Origin of the sequence: Pseudomonas sp. TMW22091, assembly GCF_022496705.1 — a bacterium.
In the GTDB taxonomy this organism is placed as follows: domain Bacteria; phylum Pseudomonadota; class Gammaproteobacteria; order Pseudomonadales; family Pseudomonadaceae; genus Aquipseudomonas; species Aquipseudomonas saxonica.
The window spans coordinates 389,017-413,315 of record NZ_SCFI01000004.1; the positions used below are offsets into that span (position 1 = coordinate 389,017).

At 55.1% G+C, this 24,299-nt stretch carries 27 protein-coding genes, 1 tRNA gene and 1 pseudogene; 12 read left to right on the forward strand and 17 right to left on the reverse strand.

All coding sequences use genetic code 11. From position 1 onward, the window contains the following. The first annotated feature begins 39 nt into the window (after positions 1 to 39). The gene (locus EQV93_RS10715; protein ID WP_146427815.1) at positions 40 to 522 is read left to right on the forward strand and encodes a GreA/GreB family elongation factor; all 483 of its coding nucleotides are present in this window, start codon (positions 40 to 42) and stop codon (positions 520 to 522) included. Between the two features lie 9 nt (positions 523 to 531). Here EQV93_RS10715 and EQV93_RS10720 read toward each other — a convergent pair whose 3' ends face one another. Beyond that, positions 532 to 783: a hypothetical protein gene (locus EQV93_RS10720; protein ID WP_122783999.1), complete on the reverse strand. Its 252-nt coding sequence runs from the start codon at positions 781 to 783 to the stop codon at positions 532 to 534. A 189-nt stretch (positions 784 to 972) separates the two neighbouring features. On the opposite strand from EQV93_RS10720, the gene EQV93_RS10725 reads away from it, so the two are divergent. The 5 genes from EQV93_RS10725 to EQV93_RS10745 all read left to right on the forward strand — a co-directional run bounded on the left by EQV93_RS10725 (position 973) and on the right by EQV93_RS10745 (position 4,121). After that, entirely contained in the window at positions 973 to 1,293 is a 321-nt protein-coding gene (locus tag EQV93_RS10725; protein ID WP_122783998.1) for a DUF883 family protein, read from the forward strand. Between the two features lie 145 nt (positions 1,294 to 1,438). Continuing rightward, positions 1,439 to 2,641, forward strand: a complete 1,203-nt coding sequence (locus EQV93_RS10730; RefSeq protein WP_122783997.1) for an MFS transporter — start codon at positions 1,439 to 1,441, stop codon at positions 2,639 to 2,641. Positions 2,642 to 2,807: 166 nt separating this feature from the next. Next, positions 2,808 to 3,104: a DUF6388 family protein gene (locus EQV93_RS10735; protein ID WP_146383877.1), complete on the forward strand. Its 297-nt coding sequence runs from the start codon at positions 2,808 to 2,810 to the stop codon at positions 3,102 to 3,104. 122 nt (positions 3,105 to 3,226) lie between these two features. Continuing rightward, the gene (locus tag EQV93_RS10740; protein ID WP_240891536.1) at positions 3,227 to 3,559 is read left to right on the forward strand and encodes a hypothetical protein; all 333 of its coding nucleotides are present in this window, start codon (positions 3,227 to 3,229) and stop codon (positions 3,557 to 3,559) included. 142 nt (positions 3,560 to 3,701) lie between these two features. Beyond that, positions 3,702 to 4,121: a low affinity iron permease family protein gene (locus EQV93_RS10745; RefSeq protein ID WP_122783994.1), complete on the forward strand. Its 420-nt coding sequence runs from the start codon at positions 3,702 to 3,704 to the stop codon at positions 4,119 to 4,121. Between the two features lie 54 nt (positions 4,122 to 4,175). On the opposite strand, the gene EQV93_RS10750 is transcribed toward EQV93_RS10745, so the two are convergent. Beyond that, the gene (locus EQV93_RS10750) at positions 4,176 to 4,694 is read right to left on the reverse strand and encodes a DUF4142 domain-containing protein (RefSeq protein WP_240891537.1); all 519 of its coding nucleotides are present in this window, start codon (positions 4,692 to 4,694) and stop codon (positions 4,176 to 4,178) included. A 248-nt stretch (positions 4,695 to 4,942) separates the two neighbouring features. Further along, positions 4,943 to 5,074 (reverse strand): annotated as a pseudogene (locus EQV93_RS10755) (DNA adenine methylase); the annotation flags it as partial. A 275-nt stretch (positions 5,075 to 5,349) separates the two neighbouring features. Here EQV93_RS10755 and EQV93_RS10760 point away from each other — a divergent pair. After that, a complete protein-coding gene (locus EQV93_RS10760) occupies positions 5,350 to 5,823 on the forward strand; it encodes a DUF6392 family protein (protein WP_240891538.1) in 474 nt (157 codons plus the stop codon). 223 nt (positions 5,824 to 6,046) lie between these two features. Here the strand turns inward: EQV93_RS10760 and EQV93_RS10765 are convergent. Next, positions 6,047 to 6,136 (reverse strand) — tRNA-Ser (locus tag EQV93_RS10765). A 307-nt stretch (positions 6,137 to 6,443) separates the two neighbouring features. Here EQV93_RS10765 and EQV93_RS10770 point away from each other — a divergent pair. The 3 genes from EQV93_RS10770 (at position 6,444) to EQV93_RS10780 (ending at position 9,178) form a co-directional block, all read left to right on the forward strand. Then, the gene (locus EQV93_RS10770) at positions 6,444 to 7,133 is read left to right on the forward strand and encodes a crotonase/enoyl-CoA hydratase family protein (RefSeq protein WP_240891539.1); all 690 of its coding nucleotides are present in this window, start codon (positions 6,444 to 6,446) and stop codon (positions 7,131 to 7,133) included. Between the two features lie 210 nt (positions 7,134 to 7,343). Further along, positions 7,344 to 8,126 carry a lysophospholipid acyltransferase family protein gene (locus EQV93_RS10775; RefSeq protein ID WP_122783988.1) on the forward strand — a complete coding sequence of 261 codons (783 nt, stop codon included), beginning with the start codon at positions 7,344 to 7,346 and terminating at the stop codon, positions 8,124 to 8,126. Positions 8,127 to 8,206: 80 nt separating this feature from the next. Then, entirely contained in the window at positions 8,207 to 9,178 is a 972-nt protein-coding gene (locus tag EQV93_RS10780) for a magnesium and cobalt transport protein CorA (protein WP_122783987.1), read from the forward strand. A 67-nt stretch (positions 9,179 to 9,245) separates the two neighbouring features. On the opposite strand, the gene EQV93_RS10785 is transcribed toward EQV93_RS10780, so the two are convergent. The 11 genes from EQV93_RS10785 to EQV93_RS10835 form a co-directional block, all read right to left on the reverse strand. Continuing rightward, positions 9,246 to 9,965, reverse strand: coding sequence for an amidotransferase (locus EQV93_RS10785; RefSeq protein ID WP_240891540.1), 720 nt, complete (start codon positions 9,963 to 9,965; stop codon positions 9,246 to 9,248). Between the two features lie 602 nt (positions 9,966 to 10,567). Next, entirely contained in the window at positions 10,568 to 10,909 is a 342-nt protein-coding gene (locus tag EQV93_RS10790; protein ID WP_146383884.1) for a ribonuclease E inhibitor RraB, read from the reverse strand. Between the two features lie 269 nt (positions 10,910 to 11,178). Further along, positions 11,179 to 11,784, reverse strand: a complete 606-nt coding sequence (locus tag EQV93_RS10795; protein ID WP_146383885.1) for an START domain-containing protein — start codon at positions 11,782 to 11,784, stop codon at positions 11,179 to 11,181. A gap of 46 nt (positions 11,785 to 11,830) precedes the next feature. Further along, positions 11,831 to 12,085 carry a YkgJ family cysteine cluster protein gene (locus EQV93_RS10800; RefSeq protein ID WP_122783983.1) on the reverse strand — a complete coding sequence of 85 codons (255 nt, stop codon included), beginning with the start codon at positions 12,083 to 12,085 and terminating at the stop codon, positions 11,831 to 11,833. 152 nt (positions 12,086 to 12,237) lie between these two features. Continuing rightward, positions 12,238 to 12,699, reverse strand: coding sequence for a translation initiation factor 2 (locus EQV93_RS10805; RefSeq protein WP_240891541.1), 462 nt, complete (start codon positions 12,697 to 12,699; stop codon positions 12,238 to 12,240). A gap of 103 nt (positions 12,700 to 12,802) precedes the next feature. Continuing rightward, positions 12,803 to 14,242 (reverse strand): aminotransferase-like domain-containing protein, encoded by a 1,440-nt coding sequence (locus EQV93_RS10810; RefSeq protein ID WP_122783981.1) that lies wholly within the window; start codon positions 14,240 to 14,242, stop codon positions 12,803 to 12,805. A gap of 167 nt (positions 14,243 to 14,409) precedes the next feature. Further along, entirely contained in the window at positions 14,410 to 15,225 is an 816-nt protein-coding gene (locus EQV93_RS10815; RefSeq protein ID WP_122783980.1) for an OmpA family protein, read from the reverse strand. Further along, positions 15,222 to 15,578 (reverse strand): DUF4398 domain-containing protein, encoded by a 357-nt coding sequence (locus EQV93_RS10820; RefSeq protein ID WP_146383887.1) that lies wholly within the window; start codon positions 15,576 to 15,578, stop codon positions 15,222 to 15,224. Before EQV93_RS10820 ends, EQV93_RS10815 begins: the two co-directional genes overlap by 4 nt. Further along, the gene (locus EQV93_RS10825) at positions 15,578 to 16,405 is read right to left on the reverse strand and encodes a substrate-binding periplasmic protein (protein WP_240891542.1); all 828 of its coding nucleotides are present in this window, start codon (positions 16,403 to 16,405) and stop codon (positions 15,578 to 15,580) included. Before EQV93_RS10825 ends, EQV93_RS10820 begins: the two co-directional genes overlap by 1 nt. Before the next feature lie 137 nt (positions 16,406 to 16,542). Next, positions 16,543 to 17,472, reverse strand: a complete 930-nt coding sequence (locus EQV93_RS10830; RefSeq protein ID WP_122783977.1) for an electron transfer flavoprotein subunit alpha/FixB family protein — start codon at positions 17,470 to 17,472, stop codon at positions 16,543 to 16,545. A 2-nt stretch (positions 17,473 to 17,474) separates the two neighbouring features. Continuing rightward, positions 17,475 to 18,224 carry an electron transfer flavoprotein subunit beta/FixA family protein gene (locus EQV93_RS10835; RefSeq protein WP_146383889.1) on the reverse strand — a complete coding sequence of 250 codons (750 nt, stop codon included), beginning with the start codon at positions 18,222 to 18,224 and terminating at the stop codon, positions 17,475 to 17,477. Between the two features lie 559 nt (positions 18,225 to 18,783). On the opposite strand from EQV93_RS10835, the gene EQV93_RS10840 reads away from it, so the two are divergent. Beyond that, positions 18,784 to 20,448: an electron transfer flavoprotein-ubiquinone oxidoreductase gene (locus EQV93_RS10840; protein WP_240891543.1), complete on the forward strand. Its 1,665-nt coding sequence runs from the start codon at positions 18,784 to 18,786 to the stop codon at positions 20,446 to 20,448. 191 nt (positions 20,449 to 20,639) lie between these two features. Here EQV93_RS10840 and EQV93_RS10845 read toward each other — a convergent pair whose 3' ends face one another. Further along, on the reverse strand, positions 20,640 to 21,533 hold the full coding sequence (locus EQV93_RS10845; protein WP_240891544.1) for an AraC family transcriptional regulator: 894 nt from the start codon (positions 21,531 to 21,533) through the stop codon (positions 20,640 to 20,642). 180 nt (positions 21,534 to 21,713) lie between these two features. Between EQV93_RS10845 and EQV93_RS10850 the strand changes: the two genes are divergently transcribed. Further along, positions 21,714 to 22,772: an NAD(P)-dependent alcohol dehydrogenase gene (locus EQV93_RS10850; protein WP_146383891.1), complete on the forward strand. Its 1,059-nt coding sequence runs from the start codon at positions 21,714 to 21,716 to the stop codon at positions 22,770 to 22,772. A 686-nt stretch (positions 22,773 to 23,458) separates the two neighbouring features. On the opposite strand, the gene EQV93_RS10855 is transcribed toward EQV93_RS10850, so the two are convergent. Further along, positions 23,459 to 24,244, reverse strand: a complete 786-nt coding sequence (locus tag EQV93_RS10855; RefSeq protein ID WP_122783972.1) for an IclR family transcriptional regulator — start codon at positions 24,242 to 24,244, stop codon at positions 23,459 to 23,461. Between the last annotated feature and the right edge of the window lie 55 nt (positions 24,245 to 24,299).

Here is a 24,299-nt window from a genome sequence, read left to right on the forward strand (position 1 = left end):
GCGACAATCCCTGCTTGTCGTCCTGCCCTATTGAAAACCATGAATAAAAACGCTGTGTACCTGTTGCTGCTGAAAAAACTCGAAGTCGACCTTGATGTGCTCCAACGCGCAGCGCAAACGGCTTATGAAGCCGCAACAGACAAAGAAAATATCGCCGAGAACAAGTACGACACGCTGGGCCTTGAAGCCTCGTATTTGGCGACAGGCCAGGCGCGCCGGGTCGAAGAGATACGCCAGGCGCTTAAAAACTGCCAGGCCATGACACAGGCGCCATATGACACGGCGCAAGGCATTCAGGTCGGGGATTTAATCAGACTGGAGGCCGTTAACGGCAATGAACAATGGGTCTTTCTGGCCCCTGACGCGGCCGGACTCAAGCTGATTCAAGATGACCAGACAATCACCGTCATCACTCCACGCGCCCCCTTGGGCGCTGCATTGTTGCGCAAGCAGCCTGACGACGACGTGCAGATAAACGTCGGCGGTACGGTACAAACCTTTACGGTTTGCGACGCCTACTGACACGGCGTGCTACTTGGCAGCCATCAAACGATTGACTTCACTGCGCACCATATTCGCGTACTCAGGGGGCGACATCGCATCCAGCTCGGCGCGCACCCATTGCGACCAGTTGCCCTTGCGCTTGGCGCGCTCACCAAACAGGCGTGCCGCATCGCCTTTGGCCTTGCCCAGATTGCTCTGCCAAAGGTCATACAAACGGGATTTTTCATCTTCAAGCGCCGCACGCTCAGCGAGGGGCTTGTTGGCGAGGTTGAAGCTCATGAGAATTTCCTGCGGTGTAAATAAGGCGACATCTTACACCGTCGAAAGAAGTGTCTCAGTCTGGTTTTTAACTACGCTGTTACCTCAGGCTCAATCCGCCCCCCAAAATCAACCCATAAACTGATGCAACTTTTTAGACTCGGGTTGACTCCATAACTCATCACCCTTTGACCTGCTAGGAGTACCGCAATGGCTCGTAAAAACGCCGTACAAGCTGCTGAAGATCAAATCAAGGATCAAGCGTTCAGCGAATTGCAAGATTTGATTGCCGAATCTGAAAAGCTGCTCAGTGATAGCGCATCGTTGGTGGGCGAAGAAGGCGAAACCCTGCGTGCGCAGGTCGGCCTTAAGCTAAAACAGGCGCTGGACTCAGTGAGCAATGTGCGTGAACGCACCAAACCGGTGGTGGATGCGACCGAAAACTATATCGGTGGCCATCCATGGCAAACCGTGGCCATCTCCGCCGGTTTCGGCCTGGTGGTAGGCCTGTTGCTGGGCCGTCGCAACTAGTCAGCGTAGCGATTCACTGAAAGCCCCTCACTGTCATGGTGAGGGGCTTTTTCAATTCAGTAATCAGACGCATATACATATTTAAATACATTTGTGGTCGTCAATCCGGATAATTCATAACCTCACCCTGCCAACGAGACAGTCAATGTCCGCCTCTCCCCCTGCAACCAAACCGCTAAGCACGGCCCTCATCCTGCTGATGGCCACCGCCACTGGCCTGGCGGTCGCCAGCAACTATTACGCCCAACCTTTGCTGCATACCATCGCCCAAGAGCTGGGCCTGAGCATGAGCAGCGCCGGCACCGTGGTGATTACCGCGCAGCTCAGTTACGGCGTAGGTTTACTGCTACTGGTTCCGCTGGGGGATTTGTTTGAGCAACGCAGACTGATCGTCACCATGACCGTACTCAGCGCCTTGGGCCTGTTGATGAGCGCGTTCGCACCGTCGCTGACCTGGCTATTGGTGGGCACGGCGATGACAGGACTGTTTTCGGTCTCGGCTCAAGTGCTGGTGCCCATGGCGGCCAGCCTGACAGACCCACAGAGTCGAGGCCGCGTGGTGGGCACATTGATGAGCGGCCTGCTGCTGGGCATTTTGCTGGCGCGCACGGTCGCTGGCGCCTTGTCATCAGCCGGTGACTGGCGAGCTATCTACCTGCTCGCGGCGGCTCTGATGCTGATCAGTGCCATTGCCCTGTTCTGCGCACTCCCCAACCATCACCACAGCGCCGGGCTGAGCTACCCAAAACTCATCGGCTCGGTGTTCTCGTTATTTGTCGAAGAGCCTGTGCTACGCCTGCGCGCCCTGCTGGGCTTGCTGACCTTTTCATTATTCGCCTTGTTCTGGACACCGCTGGCTTTCCTACTGGCGGTACCGCCCTACAACTTCTCCGACGCGGTTATCGGTCTGTTTGGCCTCGCGGGGGCCGTCGGTGCAGTGGCTGCAAACTGGGCCGGGCGCATGGCTGATCGCGGCAAAGGCCAACTGGCCACCACCATCGGCTTGCTGGTTCTACTCGCGTGCTGGTTACCCATGGCGTATGCCGGCCATTCATTGGCCGCTTTGCTGATCGGCGTATTGGCCCTCGACTTTGCCGTACAACTGGTGCACGTCAGCAACCAGAACGCCGTGTTCAAGGTTCGTCCAGCCGCACGAAATCGCCTGAACGCCGGTTATATCACCTGCTATTTCATAGGTGGCGCTTTGGGCTCCCTGGTGGGCGCGCAGACCTATCCCGCATTTGGCTGGGACGGCATCGTCATTGTGGGAGTGGTAGTGGCAACACTGGCATTGGCGGTGTGGGGCTTGAGCCTACAGCGCGAAAGCAAATTACAACCTGTCGGATAAACACGACTGGAACACTTTTCATCCCTGGGGTAAGTCGCCAGGGTCTGTTTCCGTTTAATTGCAGCCTCAACGCGGCTTGCAATGAAACGGGGACAGACCCTAGGATGCGTAACCCACCTGAAGACGGCCCACCCACACGGGTCGCCTTATTGTTTCGAGACGCCGCATGATCCCTAAAGAATCCCGTAACGAGCTGGCCCTGGACACCTTCATCAAGTCGCACCCCGAGCTGCTTGAAGAAATGAAAGACCTTAGCGCTGAAGACCGCCAGCAACAAATTCTCTGGGCATTCGAAGACGAGGCTCAAAACCGCGGACTTGACCCCTGGGAGCTGGCGCTGGAACTGATCGCACGCAGCCCCGAAGAGCTCAAGGCCATGCGCCTCGAAGTTCATCAGGAAGTCGCAGAAGCGCTTGATATGAGCTGGGAAGAATATTGCGGGTTCAATGACATCACCGTTTGATGCCATCCCGCTTGCAGGCGACACCGGGCCGGCACATCGCCGTTCGTCGCCTGCACTGCACTAAACCTCTACGCCAGCAGACCAATATCAGGTACGACTCCCCATTGTCTGGAGACGCAACCATGATCACTTCATCGCTTAAAACGCTCTCGCTGGCTGCTTTGCTTTGTGTGCTCTCTACAAACGGTTTCGCTGCCACGCCGCCAAGCTCGACTGTACCCACCAACCCTCAGGAGCCACCTGCGGGTCAAGATATAAAACCGACCATTACCCCCGATGCCAAGATCCATAACGATTCGGATGTACCCACACATCCCTCTGTGGATCCGCACATGCAGGGCAATGATCCTGGCCGTCAAGGCGGTATGAATACCGACGGCAACGGCCCGATGGGTAACGACGATGACAGCCCTGACAGCGCAATACCCGCACCGTCAGGCACGATGAAACCTTAAACCCAGCCAGGCTGCATCCGAAACGATGCAGCCTGTGCGGCCAGGTCTCCCGACTAAAAACGTGCCATAAGACGCGACGAAAAAAAGAATTCCAGAGGACGGCTGAGGTCATACCTGAACCACTTCTCTGCGGACTGCTGTCATGCGTTTCGAAAAAATTTCCCAGAACCTGTCCAAAATGGCCGGGAGCCCCCGAACCTTCCAGTTCGCCCTTTTCATGATCGTGCTATGGGCTGCCTCCGGCCCGTGGTTTCACTACAACGATACCTGGCAACTGATCATCAATACCTCCACCACCATCATCACGTTTTTAATGGTGTTCGTGATCCAGAACACCCAAAACCGGGACAACGATGTGCTGCACATCAAGATTGATGAATTGCTACGAGCGACGCAGCAAGCCCAGAACGCCGTACTGGGCCTTGATCGACTCACAGCAAAAGAGCTCACGGCAATTCGCAAACAGTACCAACGCATGGGCGAGCATCAAGAGATGCATTTCAGCGTTACTGAAACATCCCTTAACGCCACCGTGACTCACAAAGACAACGTCACGGATTAAGACCCTGGCACCGCCACTGCCTGCTATAGACACGGAGTGGCGAGTGCAGAGGTATCAAGTCTTCTGATGAGCATCTACGAGCTTTTTGGCCATTACCAAATGCATTTCAAATTTAGGCAGATACTTCTCTGCAAAGGCTTTCAGTGCGGGTGACGCGGGGGCATCAACTTGCTGCTTGAGTAACTCGATTGCCTCTTCGCGCGCCTTGACCTGGCTGGCGGCATAGGCAGCATCGAATGAATCGCCCTCCTGCACCTCAAGCATCATGGGCTTGGCTTGACCCAGTATTTGCTCGTGCGTCGGCACGGGCAGATCTTGCTCACTGGCAATTTTCTTCAAGTCACGATTGGCATCGGTCTGATCCTTGATGATTTCTACTGCATAACTTTCGATATCAGTGGACGACGTTTTACCAATTGCCATTCGGCTGGTTTCAATTTCCGCAACACCTGTTACAGCGGCCTTCTCAACGAACTCGGCCGGGCTGTTTGCCATCGCCGGACCCGCTACCAAAGCGCAACACGCCAAAGCACAGCCGGCGACAAAGCGATTAAGCCCCTTCAGGGTATTCATAACGTCCTCCAGAAAAAGGCAGGTTTATTCCTTGCACGTAATCTGAAGGCCTGGATTGGCAAAGGTTTAGATAAGGTTGCATTTTTCTGACGAGCGGAACGGTGACGGACAACAGAAAGCGCCAATCTGAAAGCGCTGCCCATGGAAATCATGCCCAGGAAAGTTAGCCCGCCCGTTGTCGGTCAGGTGCAGAACTGCGAAAAAAAAGACCTGTTTAGACGGCAGGAGCGTTGAGGGCAGGAAGGTGCGCGGGGCGTATTGATAGCCGGCTCTGTGGCCGCAGTGCCAAACGTCTGCGCGCTCACTTTCCCTGCAAACGCATGGTGCTGCAGCTAAAAAAACCTGGCCGCCCGATGAATATTGACCTGGGTTTCCGGCCGGGGTGCCGTTCCAGCTGCCGGCAACCGGACCCGGCAGTAACGGCGACTTGCTCACCGATCAAGACCGGATCGAAGCCGCGTGAGCCGAGTGCGCAGCGCAAGTCGACATGATTTACAAACAACAGCAGGCCACCCCATGAACAAACCTGAACACCTGCGCGCTCACTTGCTCGGCACCATCAGCCCAATATGCTTGAAGAAGGGTTTGCTGAGGCCGACCTAGAGATGGCTCGAAGTAAAATCCACAACATCAACGAAGATCAGGGGTGGTACTAATGGACGCAGAGACAATAAATAGCTTGATCAAAGGACTAGGCCACACCTACGAGAAGCTTCTCGCCGAGGGTCTAGCGCTGGGTTCATCACCAACCCCACTGTTTCCTGAGGGCCAAAATGAGGATCTTATCCAGAAGCCCGCCCCAGGGGTTGAGTTGTGGTTCTGTGCAGAGAACAGGAAGCTGGAACGGATCGTAATTACTCTGTCACCGATCTTTAATGACGACCCAGTATATGAAGGTGAACTACTTAAACCTTTTACCCGCAAAATGGATCTGGACGGTGTAAGAGCATTGATGGGGGAACCCTACCAATCGAAAGGACCAGTCAAGCTACCTCCACCAATCGGCATTACGGGGGGGTGGGATGCATATCGCATTGACCACACTAATGCAGAAGTGGTTGTTCAGTATTTGAAGGATAAGTCAGCTTGTGGACTGGCATTTTGCCTAATCGAAAAGGGTAGCGACTGAGGCACTTTCAGCCAGCACCTGAAGGCGCAGACCAGCGTTATGGATACCAAGGTTGCCTCTGGGAGACTTTCGAAAGTGACAGTGATTCTGGGCACAGTCTTCCGTTACGGCTCTATGTCAGAAAACACCCCCATCTCAACCTCACACCGCCCTTTTCCAGATGCCAGAAACCACAAACCCCCGACTTTCTCTAGGAAAATCGGGGGTCTGTGTTTACTTAATGTGGCGGTGAAGGAGAGATTCGAACTCTCGATACAATTTCTTGTATACACACTTTCCAGGCGTGCTCCTTAAGCCACTCGGACACTTCACCGTATCTCGTCAAACAAGTTCTGTCTGTCGAGGCGCGCTAATGTAGTCGAAAGCTTTCGATATGACAAATGTTTTTTTCAGATTTTTCATGCGGTTACAGAAATAGCTGTTTTTGGGGGCCTATCGAAGGGGCTATTCAGCCAAACTCCAGCCTGGGCTCAATGCCCATCCAAAGCCAAAACGCAGGCGCACCGCCTTCTATATAGAAGGCGCGTGCAAATGGCCTGACTCACCAGTCAGTCACAGCGCTTTACCTGCATCCCGGCGCTGGGTAACGTCTGACCCACTTAACTACAAGGAATTGCGCCATGAGTGACTTGATTTCCTATCAGCTGGACGACGGTGTCGCCACCCTGACCTTGAGTAATGGCAAGGTGAACGCCATTTCCCCTGAGGTGATCTCTGCTTTTAACGCGGCACTGGATCAAGCCGAGAAAGATCGCGCCGTGGTCATTATTACCGGGCAGCCGGGCATTCTGTCGGGCGGCTATGATCTGAAGGTGATGACGGCAAGTCCCGAACAGGCGATTGAGCTGGTGAGCCAAGGCTCCTCTCTGGCGCGACGCCTGCTGTCGCACCCCTTCCCGGTGGTGGTTGCCTGCCCGGGCCATGCTGTAGCGAAGGGGGCATTTCTATTGCTTTCAGTCGACTACCGAATCGGCGTTGAAGGCCCGTTCAGCATTGGTCTGAACGAGGTGCAAATCGGTATGACCATGCATTACGCAGGCATTGAGCTGGCCCGCGATCGCCTGCGTAAATCGGCGCTGCACCGCTCTGTTATCAATGGTGAAATGTTTAACCCGGTCAGCGCCGTAGATGCAGGCTTTCTCGACCAGGTCGTCAAGCCTGAAGCGTTGCTGGATACAGCAAGGGAAGTTGCGCAGCAATTGAAGAAAATCAATATGAGGGCGCACAAGAACACCAAGCTTAAAGTGCGCAAAGAACTCCTGGAGGCACTGGATAAGGCCATCGACCTGGATAAACACCACGCACTCTAACCTTCCGCGAAAAGGTCATCCCGATTGCTCCCGGCAATCGGGATGATCTCCCAGCCTGTTTACCCACTGTAAACACCTCTAACTCACGCCTCAGGGCTGGCGTTGAAACAAATGCTTAAACATCAGTAATCTCCTACGTGTATCGGGGTAATTGCCGAATACGGAGCACATCCGTACACTGCGCCACCTTTGAATTCGGCGACTCTGTAAATGCTACTTTCGTTACGTATGATTTTAATGAGCCTGCATTTTGTGGCCGCGGGTATTTTGGGCGTGCTGCTCGGTATGTGCCGACCTTTCAACCCGGACAACAGCAGGCTCTGTGCGCGAATTTATGCCTGGCCCGCAAAATGGATTTTGGGCTACAAGCTCAAGACTGAAGTCGGCCCGTTGATGGACAAACCGCAGAGCTGCGTAATCATTGCCAACCATCAATCCAACTATGACCTGTTTGTGTTTGGCAACGTGGTGCCCCACCGCACCGTGTGCATCGGCAAAAAGAGCCTCAAATGGGTGCCCCTCTTTGGGCAGTTGTTCTGGCTGGCCGGCAATGTGCTGATTGATCGGGGCAATGCACACAAAGCGCGCAAATCCATGCTAATGACCACCCGCACGCTCCAGGAAAAGGACACTTCGATTTGGGTCTTCCCAGAGGGCACGCGCAACTTGGGCAAAACTTTGCTGCCCTTCAAAAAAGGCGCGTTTCAGATGGCGATCACTGCAGGCGTACCCATTGTGCCGGTCTGTGTGAGTACCTATTCACAGCATTTGAAACTTAACCGCTGGCACAGTGCCGATATCCAGATTCGCTCATTACCTGCCATTCCAACCGCAGGGCTGACCCTGGATGATATGCCCGCTCTGATGGAGCAATGTCGCGAACAAATGCATAACTGCATTGAGGCGATGGATCGAGAGCTTCTCATCCGACACAACCGTCGTCTGACTGCACTGCCCAAATCTGAATCCACAGCGTCTAACCCGAACCTCTGAATGTTTGTTGACTCAAAAGGTGGCATTGCGCGCTAAGCTGCTGCGTGCCTTAACCCTTTGAAGAAGAAGCGATTAGAACTATGGGGAAAGTTATTGCGGCCGCGGTTTACAACGCGGGCAAGAAAATCACAGACATTACTCCGGACGAAAGTAGCGCCTGGGCTCAAAAACCCGGCCACTTTGTCTGGATGGGCCTGGAACAGCCTGACGCGCAACAATTAGCCGACTTGCAACGCCAATTCCATTTGCATGAACTGGCTATCGAAGATGCACTGGAACAACACAGTCGCCCCAAGCTCGAAACCTTCGGTGATGCGCTATTCATCGTCATTTATTCGCCGATTCGCACAGACGGCAATCTAGAGTTCATCGAAACTCATATTTTCGCTGGCAATGGCTACATCATTACCTGTCGCAATGGCCACTCTGCCTCCTACCGAGCTGTACGTCAGCGCTGTGAGGCACGCCCGTTGCTTCTGGAGCATGGCGAGGATTTTGTACTGTATGCCCTGCTCGACTTTGTGACCGAGAGCTATCAACCCGTGAGCGAGGCCATCCACGCAGAGATCGAGCAACTGGAACGCAGCATTCTCGGCAACACCCTCAATGAAGCGAACATCGTGCACTTGCATAGCCTGCGTCGTGATGTTCTGCGGTTACGCCGCTATGTCGCGCCCATGGTGGAGATCAGCGAGGAATTACAGCGCCTGACCTTTCCCTTTATCGACAAAAACATGCGACCGTATTTTCGTGATGTGCAAATTCACGTCACGCGCCAGATGGAGGACCTCACCACCCTGCGCGATATCGCCACGCAAACCATCGAAATCGTGGTGCTACTGGAATCGTCACGGCAAAGCATCGTGCAGCGTAAATTCGCCGCATGGGCCGCTATTCTGGCCTTCCCGACGGCGGTTGCCGGTATTTACGGGATGAACTTCCAGAACATGCCGGAGCTGACGTGGCACTACGGTTATTTCGGCGTGCTGGGGTTTATTGCGTTGGGGGTAACGGGGTTATGGGCCAGCTTCAAGCGTTCTGGCTGGCTATAAAACGCACCCACTGCACGACAACAAAACGGGACCGTAGGGCCCCGTTTCTGCTCGTCAGTGATCAGCGTTAAACCGTGTGTGGCTGGGAGACAAAACGCATCATCCATTCAGCAACGGTGCGACCGTGATGCTCGCGCTCCAGACTGGAAATGCCGCTCGTATAGATCTGAGCGCCCAAATGCTCCTGACGCAGATCCAGCAAGGCACGTGAGTAGTCATGAATAAACTCGGGGTGCCCTTGAAAACACAACACTTGGTCGTTGATGTGATAGGCAGCAAATGGGCAGAAGTCGCTGGATGCAATGACCGTAGCGTTCTCTGGCAATGCCGTGACTTGATCCTGATGGCTGATCAACAGCGTCAAGTCCTCAACGACGGGGCTCATCCACGGTGCTTTGGCAGCCAGCGAGTACTGATGAGTTCCTACGCCCCACCCTTGGGTCGAACGCTCGCTCTTGCCACCCAGCAACAGCGCCAGCAGTTGATGGCCAAAGCACACACCCAGCAGTTTATCGCCCCGCTCATACCGGGTTAGCAAATAGTCTTTGAGAACCTGAATCCACGGGTCCGTACCGAAAGAGTCCGCTTTGCTGCCTGTCACCAGATAAGCGTCAAACACTTCGTCATCCGCAGGGTAGTCACCCTCCATCACGTTAAACACTTCGAAGGTGGCTGCAATGGGCTGCTGGGAGAACAGACGTTTGAACATCTGCCCGTAACCTTGGTATTGATCAATAAACTCTGGACGCAGGATGTCGGTTTCCAGAATGCAGATGCGTAGCGACATATAAGTTCCTGGCACGATAACGGCGATTGTGAAGAGGACAACTCCGTAAAGCCTGCCTTGAACGACATTCCAAGGCAAGCAATGAACGCCACCCTCAACGGCAATCACTTCCCGCTTTGACGCTCAATCGACAATCAAATGACGCCTGAAAAACATTCCCTGACGAATGGTAGGTGTCTTGGCAGGAGCGATGGCAAATTGCCCGCCACGTCTAGCAATGGCCTGACAGGCCGAGCGTAGCGATGGTAATAGCGTTTTAGAAACCTACTGCACTTAGATGATGTGAAAGGGTTCTAAGTCATGTGTTATGGGGCTCTAAGGTTATCTTTGTGACGGGTTCGGCGCTTTTCAGGGGGCGCGCCCCTGTCATGGAGCGTCGCCGTTCAGGAATAACAACAAAAGGCAGGTCGCCATGTTTAAACACACAAAAGTACGTCAAGCCGGACTTATTCTCTTCGCCACCACTCTGCTGCTGATTTTGCCGAATCTGACCAAGGTTATCGGATGACAAATTCTCGTCAGCTCAAAACAGACTCACGCACTGAGCTTCATAAACGACAACGGCCGACCCCAAGGCCAGCCGTTGATCACCCCTCTCAGATTTAGTTAAGCAGGCTGCGCACCTCCTGCTTGACTCCCCAACCTTCAATAACTCCTCCCAGCGGAACAACGACCGCTTCGAAGTCCTGCTCAAAGTCACCAATGCCGCCGTAGGTTGCGTACATCACCTTACTCAACTCAAGATGCCAGGCACCGTCATCACGTACATTGACCTGGGCATTAAGAGATTCACCACAAAATTTCCCTGCAGCCCTGCGCGCCCGCTCCTCATCCGGGAAGATGGCGTAAAACTCAATGGGATGAATGCGTGCAAAATCAAAACCGCCTTCTTTCATGCGGCGCAGCACATAGCTGCTGAGGTCTTCTTGATGGGCTGTGCTCATGAAACGTCCTCCTCGCAATGGATAGACATTTAGCGCTCCCGAGACGGCAAAGGTTGGGCCGAGCCGGGAGTAATAAGCATGTAGCGAACAAGATCAGAACCGGTCGAATACGTTTCCGGCCTGGAAGCAGAGTAGTCCTCTGCGGCGCGAACTGCCAAGTAGGCGCTGAACAAAAAATATTTACGATTAAATACAGGACTTAACGGCGTCGCCCGATATCTGCACAGATGCGCTGTTCAGAACCGGGCGATCACTCCTGCAGAGCAGTATTACTTCTGCGCACGCTCTTTCAGTGCCTTCAAGGTATTGAAGGGTGCATCCACTACAAATTTGTTGGCCAGCCACGAAGGCACGCTGCCACCTGGCTCGGTGTGCACCTGATAAGTGACCTCGGTCTGATTCGCACTTTTAGGTACTAGCTTCCAAAAGCCTTTGACCTGGGCAACCCGAACAAAGCCCTTTTCTTCAGGAAGATACGTAGGCTGCCCCTCGAGTGTTCGAGTCAGGGTGCCGTCAGGTGCTGTGTTGCTGGTGACCAGCAGAACCGAGTCGCGGGGTGTCACAGGCCAAGGCGTGTTGAATTGGGTATACGTCCAACTTTTGTCGCCTTCGTGCTTGAGCAGCTTTTGCGTTTTGCACTCGTGAATCCAGGCACAAGCACCTGCAACATCTTCTTGCAGGGCACTGATTTTAGCGACCGGCGCGTTGATGGTGGTGACACCTTGATAAGCCTTGTACTGCGAGCCCGGGACCTCGCTCAAGGAGACTTTGATGCCGTCTTCATCCTTTGCCACTTTCCAGTCTTCTGCGTGGGCCACACCCGCCAACAGAACACTCAAACCACACGCCAGTGCTACTTGATGCAACGAACCCATTGTCTTATTCCTTATTGTTGAGGTTTGTTCTTTGAGGCTAAACACACTAAGCCGCTGTCATCCGCTCCCACCAGCCGATCAGGTTTATCGCTTCTTCCCGATCACTGCCACACACGTCGATATTGGCCTTGAAATCACTGCATACCGCAGGGCGCTCAGGCTGGCCAAACAATCCACACAGAGCGTCGACTGAAAGGTGCAAGCAACGCTCACCGGCCGGCTTACCGTTGGGCATGCCCGGCAAGGGTGTACTGATGGAGGGGGCGATGCAGCAAGCGCCACAGCCTTCACGGCAATTCATAAGCGTCTCATTGAGGGGCAAAGTGGGTGGATGACAAGGGATAGTACTCGCTGGAACAGGCGTTTGAAATTGACCGTTCAGCAGAAAACGAGATGACTGAACAGTCAGTTTTCAGTCAGGCGTACGGGAATAAAAAGCCGCATCTCACCGGCTTACTGCTTGAATTCAAACTCCAATGCAGCACCCTCGATTTCATTTTGTCGTGCTTCGTTACGCAATTGCAGGCCCATCTCGTTGCTGATGAGGCGCCCGTTCAATTGAAAAGGACTGTCTTGAGCCGTCTTGTCACCAAACATATTGGGTAACAGGGGCTTATGTGCAGGCATAGGCACAGTGCCCAAAGGCTTGAGCTGGCGAACCATATCGGGCGGCAAGCTTAAATCCAGTTTGGCAGCGGGCAAAGGCTTTTTCGCGCTCCGGCGGACCGACTTGGACTTGGACGCTGCAGACGATTTTTTTTGGGCGGCGGCCTGTTTCGCGCTGACCGCAGGTTTGGTGGCATGCGGCTTGACGCTGGTGGCTTCAGGCTGCGGCTGAGCAGCGGTAGCCGCCCCAGCATTCAACGCCGTTAATATGCCCGCCAGTATGAATCCCAGACAATATCTCGCTTTCATAGCTCCACAGCTTCAACGGTTAAGGTGCAAATGCTGGGCTTTAAGTCATAGGCTGACAAGCCGAATTTCAGCACCAGATATTTACAGGAAACACACAGCTCAATCAGTACAGGCTTGCCGTCTCCTGGCAAAGCTGATTGGCCAGCAACCCCAAGGTCATTAACGCCCGCTCGGCTTCGCGATTCCAGGGAATGCCGCAGTTTAGTCGAATGCAGTGATTAAACTGCTCGGTGTTGCTGAAAATCAGCCCCGGCGCGATGCTGATCCCCTGCTGCAAAGCCCGCACATGCAGTTCTTGAGTATTTACCCGCCCAGGCAAGCTTACCCACAAAATAAAGCCTCCACTGGGACGCGACATTTGCGTGCCCTGAGGAAAGTGCTGCTGAACGGCCAACTGGAATGCACTCAGATTTTTGCGGTACTCCTGTCGGATATACCGCAAATGGCGGTCATAACCGCCATTTTCAAGGTATGCCGCCACTCCCATCTGCGTCACGCTACAGGCCGAATGGGTGGTGAAGGTTTGCAGACGCTGGATTTCTTGCTGAAACTTACCGGCAATCATCCAGCCAATTCGCACCCCCGGCGACAGTGTTTTCGAGAAGCTTGAGCAATAAATCACTCGATCCAGGCGGTCATACGCTTTCAAGGCCTTGGTGCGCCCCACCTCAAACATCAGTTCGCCGTAAATATCATCTTCAACAATCTGGATATCGAAATCAGAGGCCAAGCGTAGCAGCTGCTTTTGTCGCTCTTCCGGCATGGTGCCGCCCAGCGGATTGCTAAGGCGCGTGGTCAACACCAAGGCTTTTATCGACCACTGATTAGCGGCCAGTTGCAGTGCCTCAAGACTCATGCCCGTTGCAGGGTCACTGGGGATTTCGATGACCTTCAAACCCAGCAGATCGGCGAGTTGCAGTAACCCGTAATAGGTTGGTGATTCGGCTGCAATCAAGTCACCCGGACGCGTCAGCACCCGCAATGACATTTGCAAGGCGTCGACACAACCGTGAGTGATGATGACTTCCGACGGATCGACCACAACCCCTGCGTCACGCATGCGGATCGCAACTTGCCGGCGCAGCGGCTCAAAGCCTGGGCTGAACATGTAACTGAACGCTCGCGGGCTGTGAAAGCGCGTGACCTTGGCCAACTGTTGATGCAATGCCCGTACGGGCAAATAGTCGACACTCGGAACGGCGGCGCCCAGCGGGAATACACCTTCACGACGTGATTCAACCAAAACTTGCTGGATGATGCTGCTGCGGGTGACCAGTCCCGGGCGCTCCACGCGGGCAATATCGGGGGTAGGCGCGGTCAAGGCCGGAGTTTGGTGCACATAGTAGCCAGACTGGGGCCGCGCCCGAATCAGGCCTTGATCTTCAAGGTTGGCGTAAGCCTGCAACACCGTGGCATGGCTGACATTGAGCTGGGAGCTCATCTTGCGAACCGAAGGCACGCGCTCGCCCGGCTGATAAACGCCACGCCGGATATCCTCAGCCAATTGCTGAGCAATACGTTGATACAGCAACAGATTGGTCATGGCGTAGCACTCACTGTTCAGGCTTTATTTTTGTGTCGAACAATACCGGAACAGTTTAGAAGTGTACGGGCACAGTTGTCACTCATCTAAGCCGTACAGTGCATACGCGGGGGCAACTGTATGGGTACAAACATCAGTAACCACCGCCCTTATGATCGGCTAAATGCTTAACGGACAGCGCCCAACTGGCCTTTTTCGTCAGAAAATACGATTTCGACCCGACGATTCTGTGCACGGCCTCGCTCGGTCGCATTCACGTCCACAGGGTACTGATCACCGTAACCCTCAACTTGAATGCGTTTTTCATCAATCCCAAGGTCTACCAGCATATCCGCCACTGCTTGCGCGCGAGCCAGAGAAAGTTTGACGTTATCCTCCTGCCCCCCCGTGCTGTCGGTGTAGCCTTCAATGCGTACAACACGCTTGGGGTTCAATTGCAGGAACTGCACCAGTTTGAGCACTGTACGGTTCGCTGAATTTTTCAATTCGGCGGCACCGGTATCAAACAGCACATCGCCCAACGTCATCACCAAGCCGCGATCTGTCTGAGTTGTTGCCAGATTGATAATTTGCTCTTCGAGCCAGAGACCCTGCTGCTGGACACTCAGTAGCTTGGCCTCACGCAGAGCCAGTTGCAGGCGTTGGCGCTCCAGCTCGAGCTTGGCTGCCCGCTCCTGATTAAGCACTTGCTGAGTGTGTTCGCGAGCAATGTCACTGTATCGCTGACTCAGATACGCGTAATGCACCACGTCGTTACCACTGCCCCAGAACGAGGACAGGCGATCCGCGCGAGCAAGTGATTCCCCAGCCCGGATGACGTCTTTAGGCGCGATGCGCAGCACATTACTGTCTTCCTTGACGGCCTGAAACTCGCTGCTGGCCTGCTGCAAAGCCTGCTCACTGTCAGGGTGCGTGGCGCAACCCGCCAGGCCAGCGCAAGCCACGATCAAGACACCACTGAAAACACCAGACGCAAGGTTCATTGCGCCTCCGCCAGCTGCTTGCGCAAGCGAGTAATTCGGGTATTGAGCACGTTCAATTGTTCCTGGCTTTTTTGGGTCAGTACGCGGGCTTCTGCCAAGCGTGCATCCAGCTCGGCCTGTTCAGCCTGCATACGAGCGTCTTTGTAGGAAGCTTCAGCCATATCGGCCTGAGCCTGAGCCAACTTATCTTCGGCTTGCTTGAGCTCAGCCACCGTGTCAGCACTGGCGCCTACCGCTCTGGCTTGTTCAAGGGCCTGTTCAGTCAAACGCAATTGTTCATTCGGCGCTGGATCATTTGCGCAACCCGCCAGAGCCATAACAGCCAAGGCAGCGAAAAGAGGTCGAATTGTCACTAAGGATTCCTACTGTTTTGGGACGCTGAAGGTTGCTGCAACTGCGATTTCCAACGTTCCAGATTGCGTTGCAAAGCCGCCTCGGCCATGCCGGAGGCGGGCAATTCTGTCATCTTTTTGGCGAGCTGTCCGCGCAGCCACGGCTCGTTGCAAGCCGAGTCATGGGAGATCGCCAAAAACAGGCCTGGCTGGTCAATCGGTTGTGAGTGCGCCACAAGATCTTCCGCTAAACCAAGGGTTTGCAAGGTAGCGATGCCCGCATAACGACCCGCCAGTACATATTCGACCTGACCCAGTAGCAATTTCTGAATCGCCTGCGGCAACCCTGGCTGTCGCTCCAGGGTTAGTTGGTGCTGGGCAAAAGCGTCGAAGGCTTCAGTCATACGCGCTTTTTCAGACAGCGCACCCAAATGCCCGTGCAAATCGGCTGGGGTTTCATAGGTTAACGACGAGTCTTTACGGGTCCAGACCAGATAATCATTGCGCACCAGCGGCGGATGGATGTAGTCCAGCGACGAAAGCCCTGCCACTGTCAATGGAGCATCCAGCAACACGTCCATTCGCCCGGATTGAACTTCGGCCAGTGCCTGTGAACGCTTGCCTGCGTAGAGGACGTCAACTTTAATTCCCAGCTCCTGAGCCACCTGTTGAAAAAGATCCGCGCTGGCTCCGATCAAGTGCGCAGGATCAGCAGGATCTCGCCACAAATAAGGCGGTGCATCCGGGCTGCCCGTAACAACAAGGCGTTCGCACTTGCCCGCAGCTTGGGACAGGAGTGGCAAGAACACCAACCCCAACAGCAGCCTGCTTATCTGACGCACATCCATAACCCTGCACTCCGCATACTTAATTCATAGGCATAAAAAAGCCCGGTCGCTCAAGCCGCAAGAAATACGCAAACACAGAGTGTTGCGTTTTTCCCACAGCCCAAACGACCGGGCTCTTTATAAGTGAAGCAACTGGATTAGACCAGTTTCTCCAGCTCAGGTACGGCTTCGAACAAGTCCGCTACCAGACCATAATCGGCCACCTGGAAGATCGGGGCTTCTTCGTCCTTGTTGATCGCGACGATCACTTTGGAGTCTTTCATACCCGCCAAGTGTTGAATCGCGCCGGAGATACCGACCGCGATGTACAGCTGTGGCGCAACGATTTTGCCGGTCTGACCGACCTGCATATCGTTGGGTACAAAGCCTGCGTCCACGGCGGCACGAGAAGCGCCCACGGCAGCGCCCAGCTTGTCAGCCAGCGCATACAGGTGCTTGAAGTTGTCACCGTTCTGCATGCCACGACCGCCAGACACGACGATTTTGGCAGCAGTCAGCTCAGGACGGTCCGACTTGGCCAGCTCTTCACCAACGAACGACGAAGTGCCTGCATCGTGAACCGCTGCAACCGCTTCAACGGCAGCCGAGCCACCTTCAGCGGCAACCGGGTCGAAACCGGTGGCACGCACGGTGATCACTTTGACCGGCGCAGTCGACTGCACGGTAGCAATGGCGTTACCGGCATAGATTGGGCGGGTGAAGGTGTCAGCGCTGACGACCGAAATGATTTCGGAGATCTGATCAACGTCCAGCTGGGCAGCAACGCGCGGCAGGATGTTTTTGCCGTTCGAGGTAGCGGCAGCCAGAATGTGGCTGTAGCCCTTACCCAGCTCAGCGACCAGTGGGGCAATGTTTTCTGGCAGTTGATGTGCGTAAGCGGCGTTATCAGCCACCAGCACTTTAGCCACGCCAGCGATTTTCGCGGCCGCTTCAGCCACAGCGCCAATGCCCTGGCCTGCGACCAGAACGTTGATGTCGCCACCGATTTTGGCAGCGGCGGCTACGGTGTTCAGCGTAGCCGGAGCCAGCGTTTTACCGTCGTGTTCTGCGATTACCAAGATAGTCATGATTAGATTACCTTCGCTTCGTTTTTCAGTTTCTCGACCAGTTCAGCCACCGACTTGACCTTGATGCCTGCGCTGCGTGCTGCTGGCGCTTCGACTTTCAAGGTTTTGTTGGTCGACGCCGTCGAAACACCCAACGCTTCAGGCGTCAGCACTTCAAGCGGCTTTTTCTTGGCTTTCATGATGTTTGGCAGGGACGCATAACGCGGCTCGTTCAAACGCAGGTCGGTGGTGATGATGGCCGGCAAGCTCAACGAAACGGTTTGTGCGCCGCCGTCGATTTCACGGGTAACAGCAACCTTGTCGCCTGCCACTTCAACTTTCGAAGCAAAGGTGCCCTGACCATAGCCGGTCAGCGCAGCCAGCATTTGGCCAGTCTGGTTGTTGTCGCTGTCGATGGCCTGTTTGCCCAGGATCACCAGTTGAGGCTGTTCCTTGTCCACTACCGCCTTGAGCAGCTTGGCCACGGCCAGCGACGTCAGGTCTTCGGCGGACTCAACAAGAATGGCGCGATCGGCACCCAGAGCCAGCGCGGTACGCAGCTGCTCTTGAGCGGTGGTCGGGCCGATGGAGACGACGACGATTTCAGTCGCAACACCCTTCTCTTTCAGGCGTACGGCTTCTTCCACGGCGATTTCGCAGAAGGGGTTCATCGACATCTTGACGTTGGCGAGGTCAACGCCGGAGTTGTCCGCTTTGACGCGCACTTTAACGTTGTAATCGACCACTCGTTTGACAGCTACAAGAACCTTCATGGATTCCTCGTTACTCTCCGGTGAAAAGAAAGTCGCCTAGGCGAACCTGGCGGTTGATGCACAGTGGCACAAGGGCACCTCCAAAGATCGTTGCCGTGCCGTTCTTAATAGAAAGAATGACGAGCGCCAAAGGCTTCACATGCGACCGTCTGTCAGGTGCGACTACAAGTCATACACCAAAAGGACGTGTAAACTCCGCTCGAAGAATGGCAGGCTCCTACTGAGTTGAGCCCATGCCCTGTCTTTAGAGGTGCTCTTGAAACCGACAATCAGCCTACGGCGAGCGCAAAACCGCCCGTATCTTGACCGGAACGCCATTTGCGGTCAATACAGCAAATCGGCCAGTTTTAAGCCGCGCATCTTTGATTTGTCTGGCTTACAGCCAATTCAAACAAACGTTTGTATTGGACGCTGTTAGTGGTGTAGATATAATGCCCGCCCCATAGAGAGAGCGGCGCCTCATCCATTGAGTCTTTAGCTTCGGGCCGAAGGAATAATGGATGAAACGCCAAACCTCCAATTAGAAAAATACCGTTGAGCCTTGAGTAGGAGAGAACCTGTGGAACGCGAATACATGGAATTCGACGTGGTCATCGTCGGCGCCGGCCCTGCCGGTTTGTCCGCCGCCTGCCGTTTGAAGCAGAAGGCCGCCGAAGCCGGTAAAGAAATCAGCGTCTGCGTGGTAGAAAAAGGCTCTGAAGTCGGTGCTCATATTTTGTCGGGCGCGGTGTTTGAACCCCGCGCCCTGAACGAATTGTTCCCGGACTGGAAAGAACTGGGCGCTCCGCTCCACACACCGGTCACCCGCGACGATATTTATGTACTGCGCAGCGACAGCACTGCCACCAAGGTGCCTGACCTGTTTGTGCCGAAAACCATGCACAACGAAGGCAACTACATCATTTCGCTGGGTAACCTGTGCCGCTGGCTGGCACAGCAAGCTGAAAACCTGGGCGTAGAGGTTTACCCAGGCTTCGCCGCACAAGAAGTGCTGTTTGACGAAAACAATGTGGTTCGCGGGATCATCACCGGCGATCTGGGCATTGACCGTGAGGGCAACCCTAAAGAAGGCCTGTATACACCCGGCATGGAACTGCGCGGCAAGTACACCTTGTTCGCTGAAGGCTGCCGCGGCCACTTGGGCAAGCAACTGATCGAGCGCTTCAACCTCGACAGCGATGCCGATGTCCAGCACTACGGCATCGGCCTGAAAGAAATCTGGGAGATCGACCCGGCCAAGCATCAGCCGGGTCTGGTGGTTCACACCGCAGGCTGGCCGCTGGACATTGTCAGCAAAGAGAACACGGGCGGCTCCTTCTTGTATCACCTGGAGAACAATCAGGTCGTTGTTGGTCTGATCGTCGATCTGTCTTACAGCAACACCTTCCTGTCGCCCTTCGATGAGTTCCAGCGCCTTAAGCATCACCCGGTGCTCAAGCAATACCTTGAAGGTGGCAAACGCATCAGCTACGGGGCTCGCGCACTGGCCAAAGGCGGCCTGAACTCGCTGCCAAAAATGGTCTTCAACGGCGGCGCGTTGATCGGTTGCGATCTGGGCACCATGAACGTGGCCAAAATCAAAGGCAGCCACACCGCCATGAAGTCCGGCATGCTCGCCGCTGAAGCCGTGGCTGACGCGTTGCTCACAGACAGTGAAGGCGGCGACACCCTCACCTCGTATGTTGAAGGGTTTAAAGCCAGCTGGCTGTATGAAGAACTGTTTGCCAGCCGTAACTTCGGCCCGGCCATGCACAAGTTCGGCCCGATCATGGGTGCAGGCTTCAACTGGATGGATCAGAACCTGTTCGGCGGCAAACTGCCTTTCACTCTGCATGACACCAAACCTGACTACGCCTGCCTGAAGCTGGCCAAAGACTGCCAGAAGATCGACTACCCGAAACCGGACGGCAAAATCAGTTTCGACAAACTCAGCTCGGTTTTCCTGTCCAGCACCAACCATGAAGAAGAGCAGCCGTGCCATCTTAAGCTGCGCGACCCAAGCATTCCGATCAGCGTCAACTTGCCGCTTTATGATGAGCCAGCACAGCGTTACTGCCCGGCAGGTGTGTATGAGGTCATCACTCAGGAAAGCGGTGAGAAGCGCTTCCAGATCAATGCGCAAAACTGCGTACACTGCAAAACCTGCGACATTAAAGACCCGTCACAGAACATCACCTGGGTGACCCCGGAAGGTGCCGGCGGCCCGACGTATCCAAATATGTAAGCTAAAAGGCTCCTGCGAAGGAGCCTTTTTTATGGCGCCTGGTACTCATCCTGTAGCCGCTGCCGCAGGCTGCGTGCGATGGCGAAGCGTTCGTAAACCTGAGCTCGCGCTCTAACAGATGCGCTGCGATCTCTGAATTACGACGGCTACGCCGCCGAACGCAGCCTTTGGCAGCGGCTACAAAATGCTCTTCAGCACCCCACCCCTTCATGGCCAGGGCTACGTTCAAAGTAGCGTTTGTACTCGCGACTGAATTGCGAGGCACTTTGATAACCCACTCGTTCGGCCACTTGCGCCACGCCCAAACGCTCATTCAACAGCAGCTGCTGTGCCCGCAACAGGCGCAGTCGTTTCAGGTACTGCACCGGCGACAATAAGGTACTGCGCTTGAAATGCTCATGAAACGTGGAGGCGCTCATATTGGCGCAACGCGCCAGTGTGTCGACATTCAAGGGCTCGGCAAAATGCTCATGCAAATGGCTCAATGACGCCGCGACTCTGGCAAATTGCCCTTGTTGCTCAACCAATGCCCGCAATACTCCGGCCTGCGGCCCACGCAATGCCGCGAACAAGACTTCACGCAAACGTGCCTTACCCATGATCCGGCACTCCACGGGATCATGCAGACAGCGCAACAACCTCTCTACCGCGTCACGCATCTCGTCATCCAGCTCCGCCGAAGTCATCGACTCCGGCGTTTGCGCCACGGCACTGCGATCCGGATCCAGCCCCATCGCCAGCACCAGCTCACCGAGCACGGCCCGGTCAATGCTGATCGCCACACCCAGCAGCGGCACCTCGGCAGAAGCGAAGGTCTCACACTCAAAAGGGACAGAAAGTGCCTGCACCAAATAATGTCCAGCGCCGTACTCCAGCGTCCGCTGGCCTAAATAAGCCAACTTACTGCCTTGTGCGATGACCATTAGGCTAGGCTCATAGATCTGCGGCATGCGCGCCACGGCGTTGCACGCCGATACCACCCGTACTTCAGGCAATAAAGTCGAAACAAAGCCGGTTTTTAACGCCAAAGGCCGGATCAGCGAAACTAGCGCGGCGTTCTCATCTCGGTGACGCGTCAGAAACATGGAAACAACTTCGCAGGAGGAATAGACAGACGCATCTTCGCAGAATTACCGGCCAACGCCATATCTGAGCCGAGACTCCGGAGTAATAGGCATAACACGCGTAGGAATCGTCATAGTCCTGTCAGGCACAGAAGCGCAAAATCCCCCCCTGTTCACAGTCAACGTTTCGAGAGGTTCTTCATGTCCACCTACAACGCAATCGGTTATGCCGCTCAGAGCGCCAAGGCTCCGTTGGCACCTATGCAATTCAACCGCCGCGCCCTGCGCCCGGACGACGTTGCCCTTGACGTTCTGTACTGCGGCGTTTGCCACTCCGACATTCACCAGGCTCGTAATGACTGGGGCTTCGCCACTTACCCGCTGATGCCCGGCCATGAAATCATCGGCAAAGTGACTGCAATCGGCGACAAGGTCACCAAGCACAAGGTCGGCGATCTGGTTGGCGTAGGCTGCATGGTCGATTCATGCCGTACCTGCTCTGCTTGCCAGGAAGACCTGGAGCAATACTGCCTGGAAGGCATGACCCAAACCTACGCCAGCCCTGATCGTATTGACGGCACCCTGACCATGGGTGGCTACTCCGACAAAATGGTTGTTAGCGAACATTTTGTGCTGAGCATCCCGGACAACCTCGACCCAGCCAGCGCTGCACCTTTGCTGTGTGCAGGTATCACTACGTATTCGCCGCTGCGTCACTATGGTGTAGAGCCGGGCGACAAAGTCGGGATTCTGGGCATGGGCGGCCTGGGCCACATGGGCATCAAGTTTGCCAAGGCTCTGGGCGCTGAAGTCACCCTGTTCACCCGCTCTGCAGCCAAGGCCGAAGAAGCTCGTCGCCAAGGTGCCGATCACGTGATCGTGTCCACCGATGCCGAGCAGATGAAAGCCGCAGCGGGCACCTTCAACTTCCTGCTGGACACCATTCCGGTGCCGCACGACCTGAACCCCTACCTCGAAACCTTGGCGTTTGACGGCGTCCACATTCTGGTCGGCCTGATCGAACCTGTTGAGCCGGCACTGAATGCCTTTAATCTGGTGTTCAAACGCCGCGTATTGGCTGGCTCGCTGATTGGCGGTATCGCTGAAACTCAGGAAATGCTCGATTTCAGCGCTGAACACGGGATTACCTGCGACATCGAAATGCTCGATATCAAAAACATCAACGAAGCCTTTGAGCGCGTGGTTAAAGGCGACGTGAAATACCGTTTTGTGATCGACATGAAAACGTTGAAGGCTTAAACGTCAAAAGCCCCTCACCCTAGCCCTCTCCCAGAGGGAGAGGGGACTGATTGGGGGGAACTATTGAGCGGCGTCTACTCAGCTTTTCTCGCTGAATCCGGTACCGAAACCCATACAAATCGGCCCCCTCTCCCTGCCAAAGAGAGAGCGGACTGATTGGGGGGGCCTGTTGAGCGGCGTCTACTTAGCTTTTCTCGCTGAATCCGGTACCAAACCCCATACAAATCGACACCCTCTCCCTGCCAAAGGGAGAGCGGACTGATTGGGGGGCCTGTTGAGCGGCGTCTACTCAGCTTTTCTCGCTGAATCCGGTACCAAACCCATACAAATCGGCCCCCTCTCCCTGCCAAAGGGAGAGCGGACTGATTAAGGGGCCTGTTGAGCGGCGTCTACTCAGCTTTTCTCCCTGAATCCGGTACCGAAACCCATACAAATAGGCCCCCTCTCCCTGCCAAAGGGAGAGCGGACTGATTGGGGGGACTGTTGAGCGGCGTCTACTCAGCTTTTCTCCCTGAATCCGGTACCGAAACCCATACAAATCGCCCCCCTCTCCCTGTCAAAGGGAGAGCGGACTGATTGGGGGGACCTATTGAGCGGCGTATATTCAGCTTTTCTCGCTGAATCCGGTACCAAAACCCATACAAATCGGCCCCCTCTCCCTCTGGGAGAGGGCTGGGGTGAGGGCTTTACCCGCCCAGCTCCGCCGATATCTGCTGCGCCGCATGTGTGATGACAGGAATCAAGCCGGTCATTTTTTCCAGAGACATGTAAGGCACGGTACTGGCGATGCTGATGGCCGCAACGATCTTGCGACTGGCATCCCTTATCGGCGCCGCAACACAACGAATCGATGGTTCGTTGTCTTCCAGATCGAACGCATAGCCGCCGGCAACATAGCTGCGCATGCGTTGTTCAAACTGCTCCCACGTCACTTCCTCATGGTTGGGCCATAACGGGTTTTTCTCTGCCGCCGGATGGCAAGCGTCATACAAACGTCGCCACTCGCCCAACGGCGCATCCAGCAACATTGCTTTGCCAATTCCTGTGCGCGCCAGCGGCATGCGATGCCCCACACGCGATCGCATTTCCGGGCCATTGCGCCCCGGAATTTTGTGCAGGTACAACACTTCATCACCTTCGCGCACGGCCAGGTGAACGGTATCGCCGGTCAATACCGACAACTCATCCAGAAACGGCCCGGCCAATGTCACCAGCGGCACTTCTTCGCGCGCCTGAAAACCCAGCTCGATCAACTTCGGCCCCAGCAAGTAACCCACCTGCGGCAATACCCGCAGGTAGCGTTCGTCTACCAGGCAACTGGCCAGACGGTGCGTGGTGCTGCGGGTGGTACCAATCGCCCGGGCGATGTCCTTGAGGTCACGCGCACCATTGGCCACGGCCTGAACGACCGCCAGGCCGCGCAGTAAGGTTTGGGTGCCGGTCGGTGCAATTTTCGGGGTGTCGTCCTGCATAGCCAGCCTTTGGATTGGAGGGAATACCGGGCGGCATTATGGTCGCCCGGTTGAC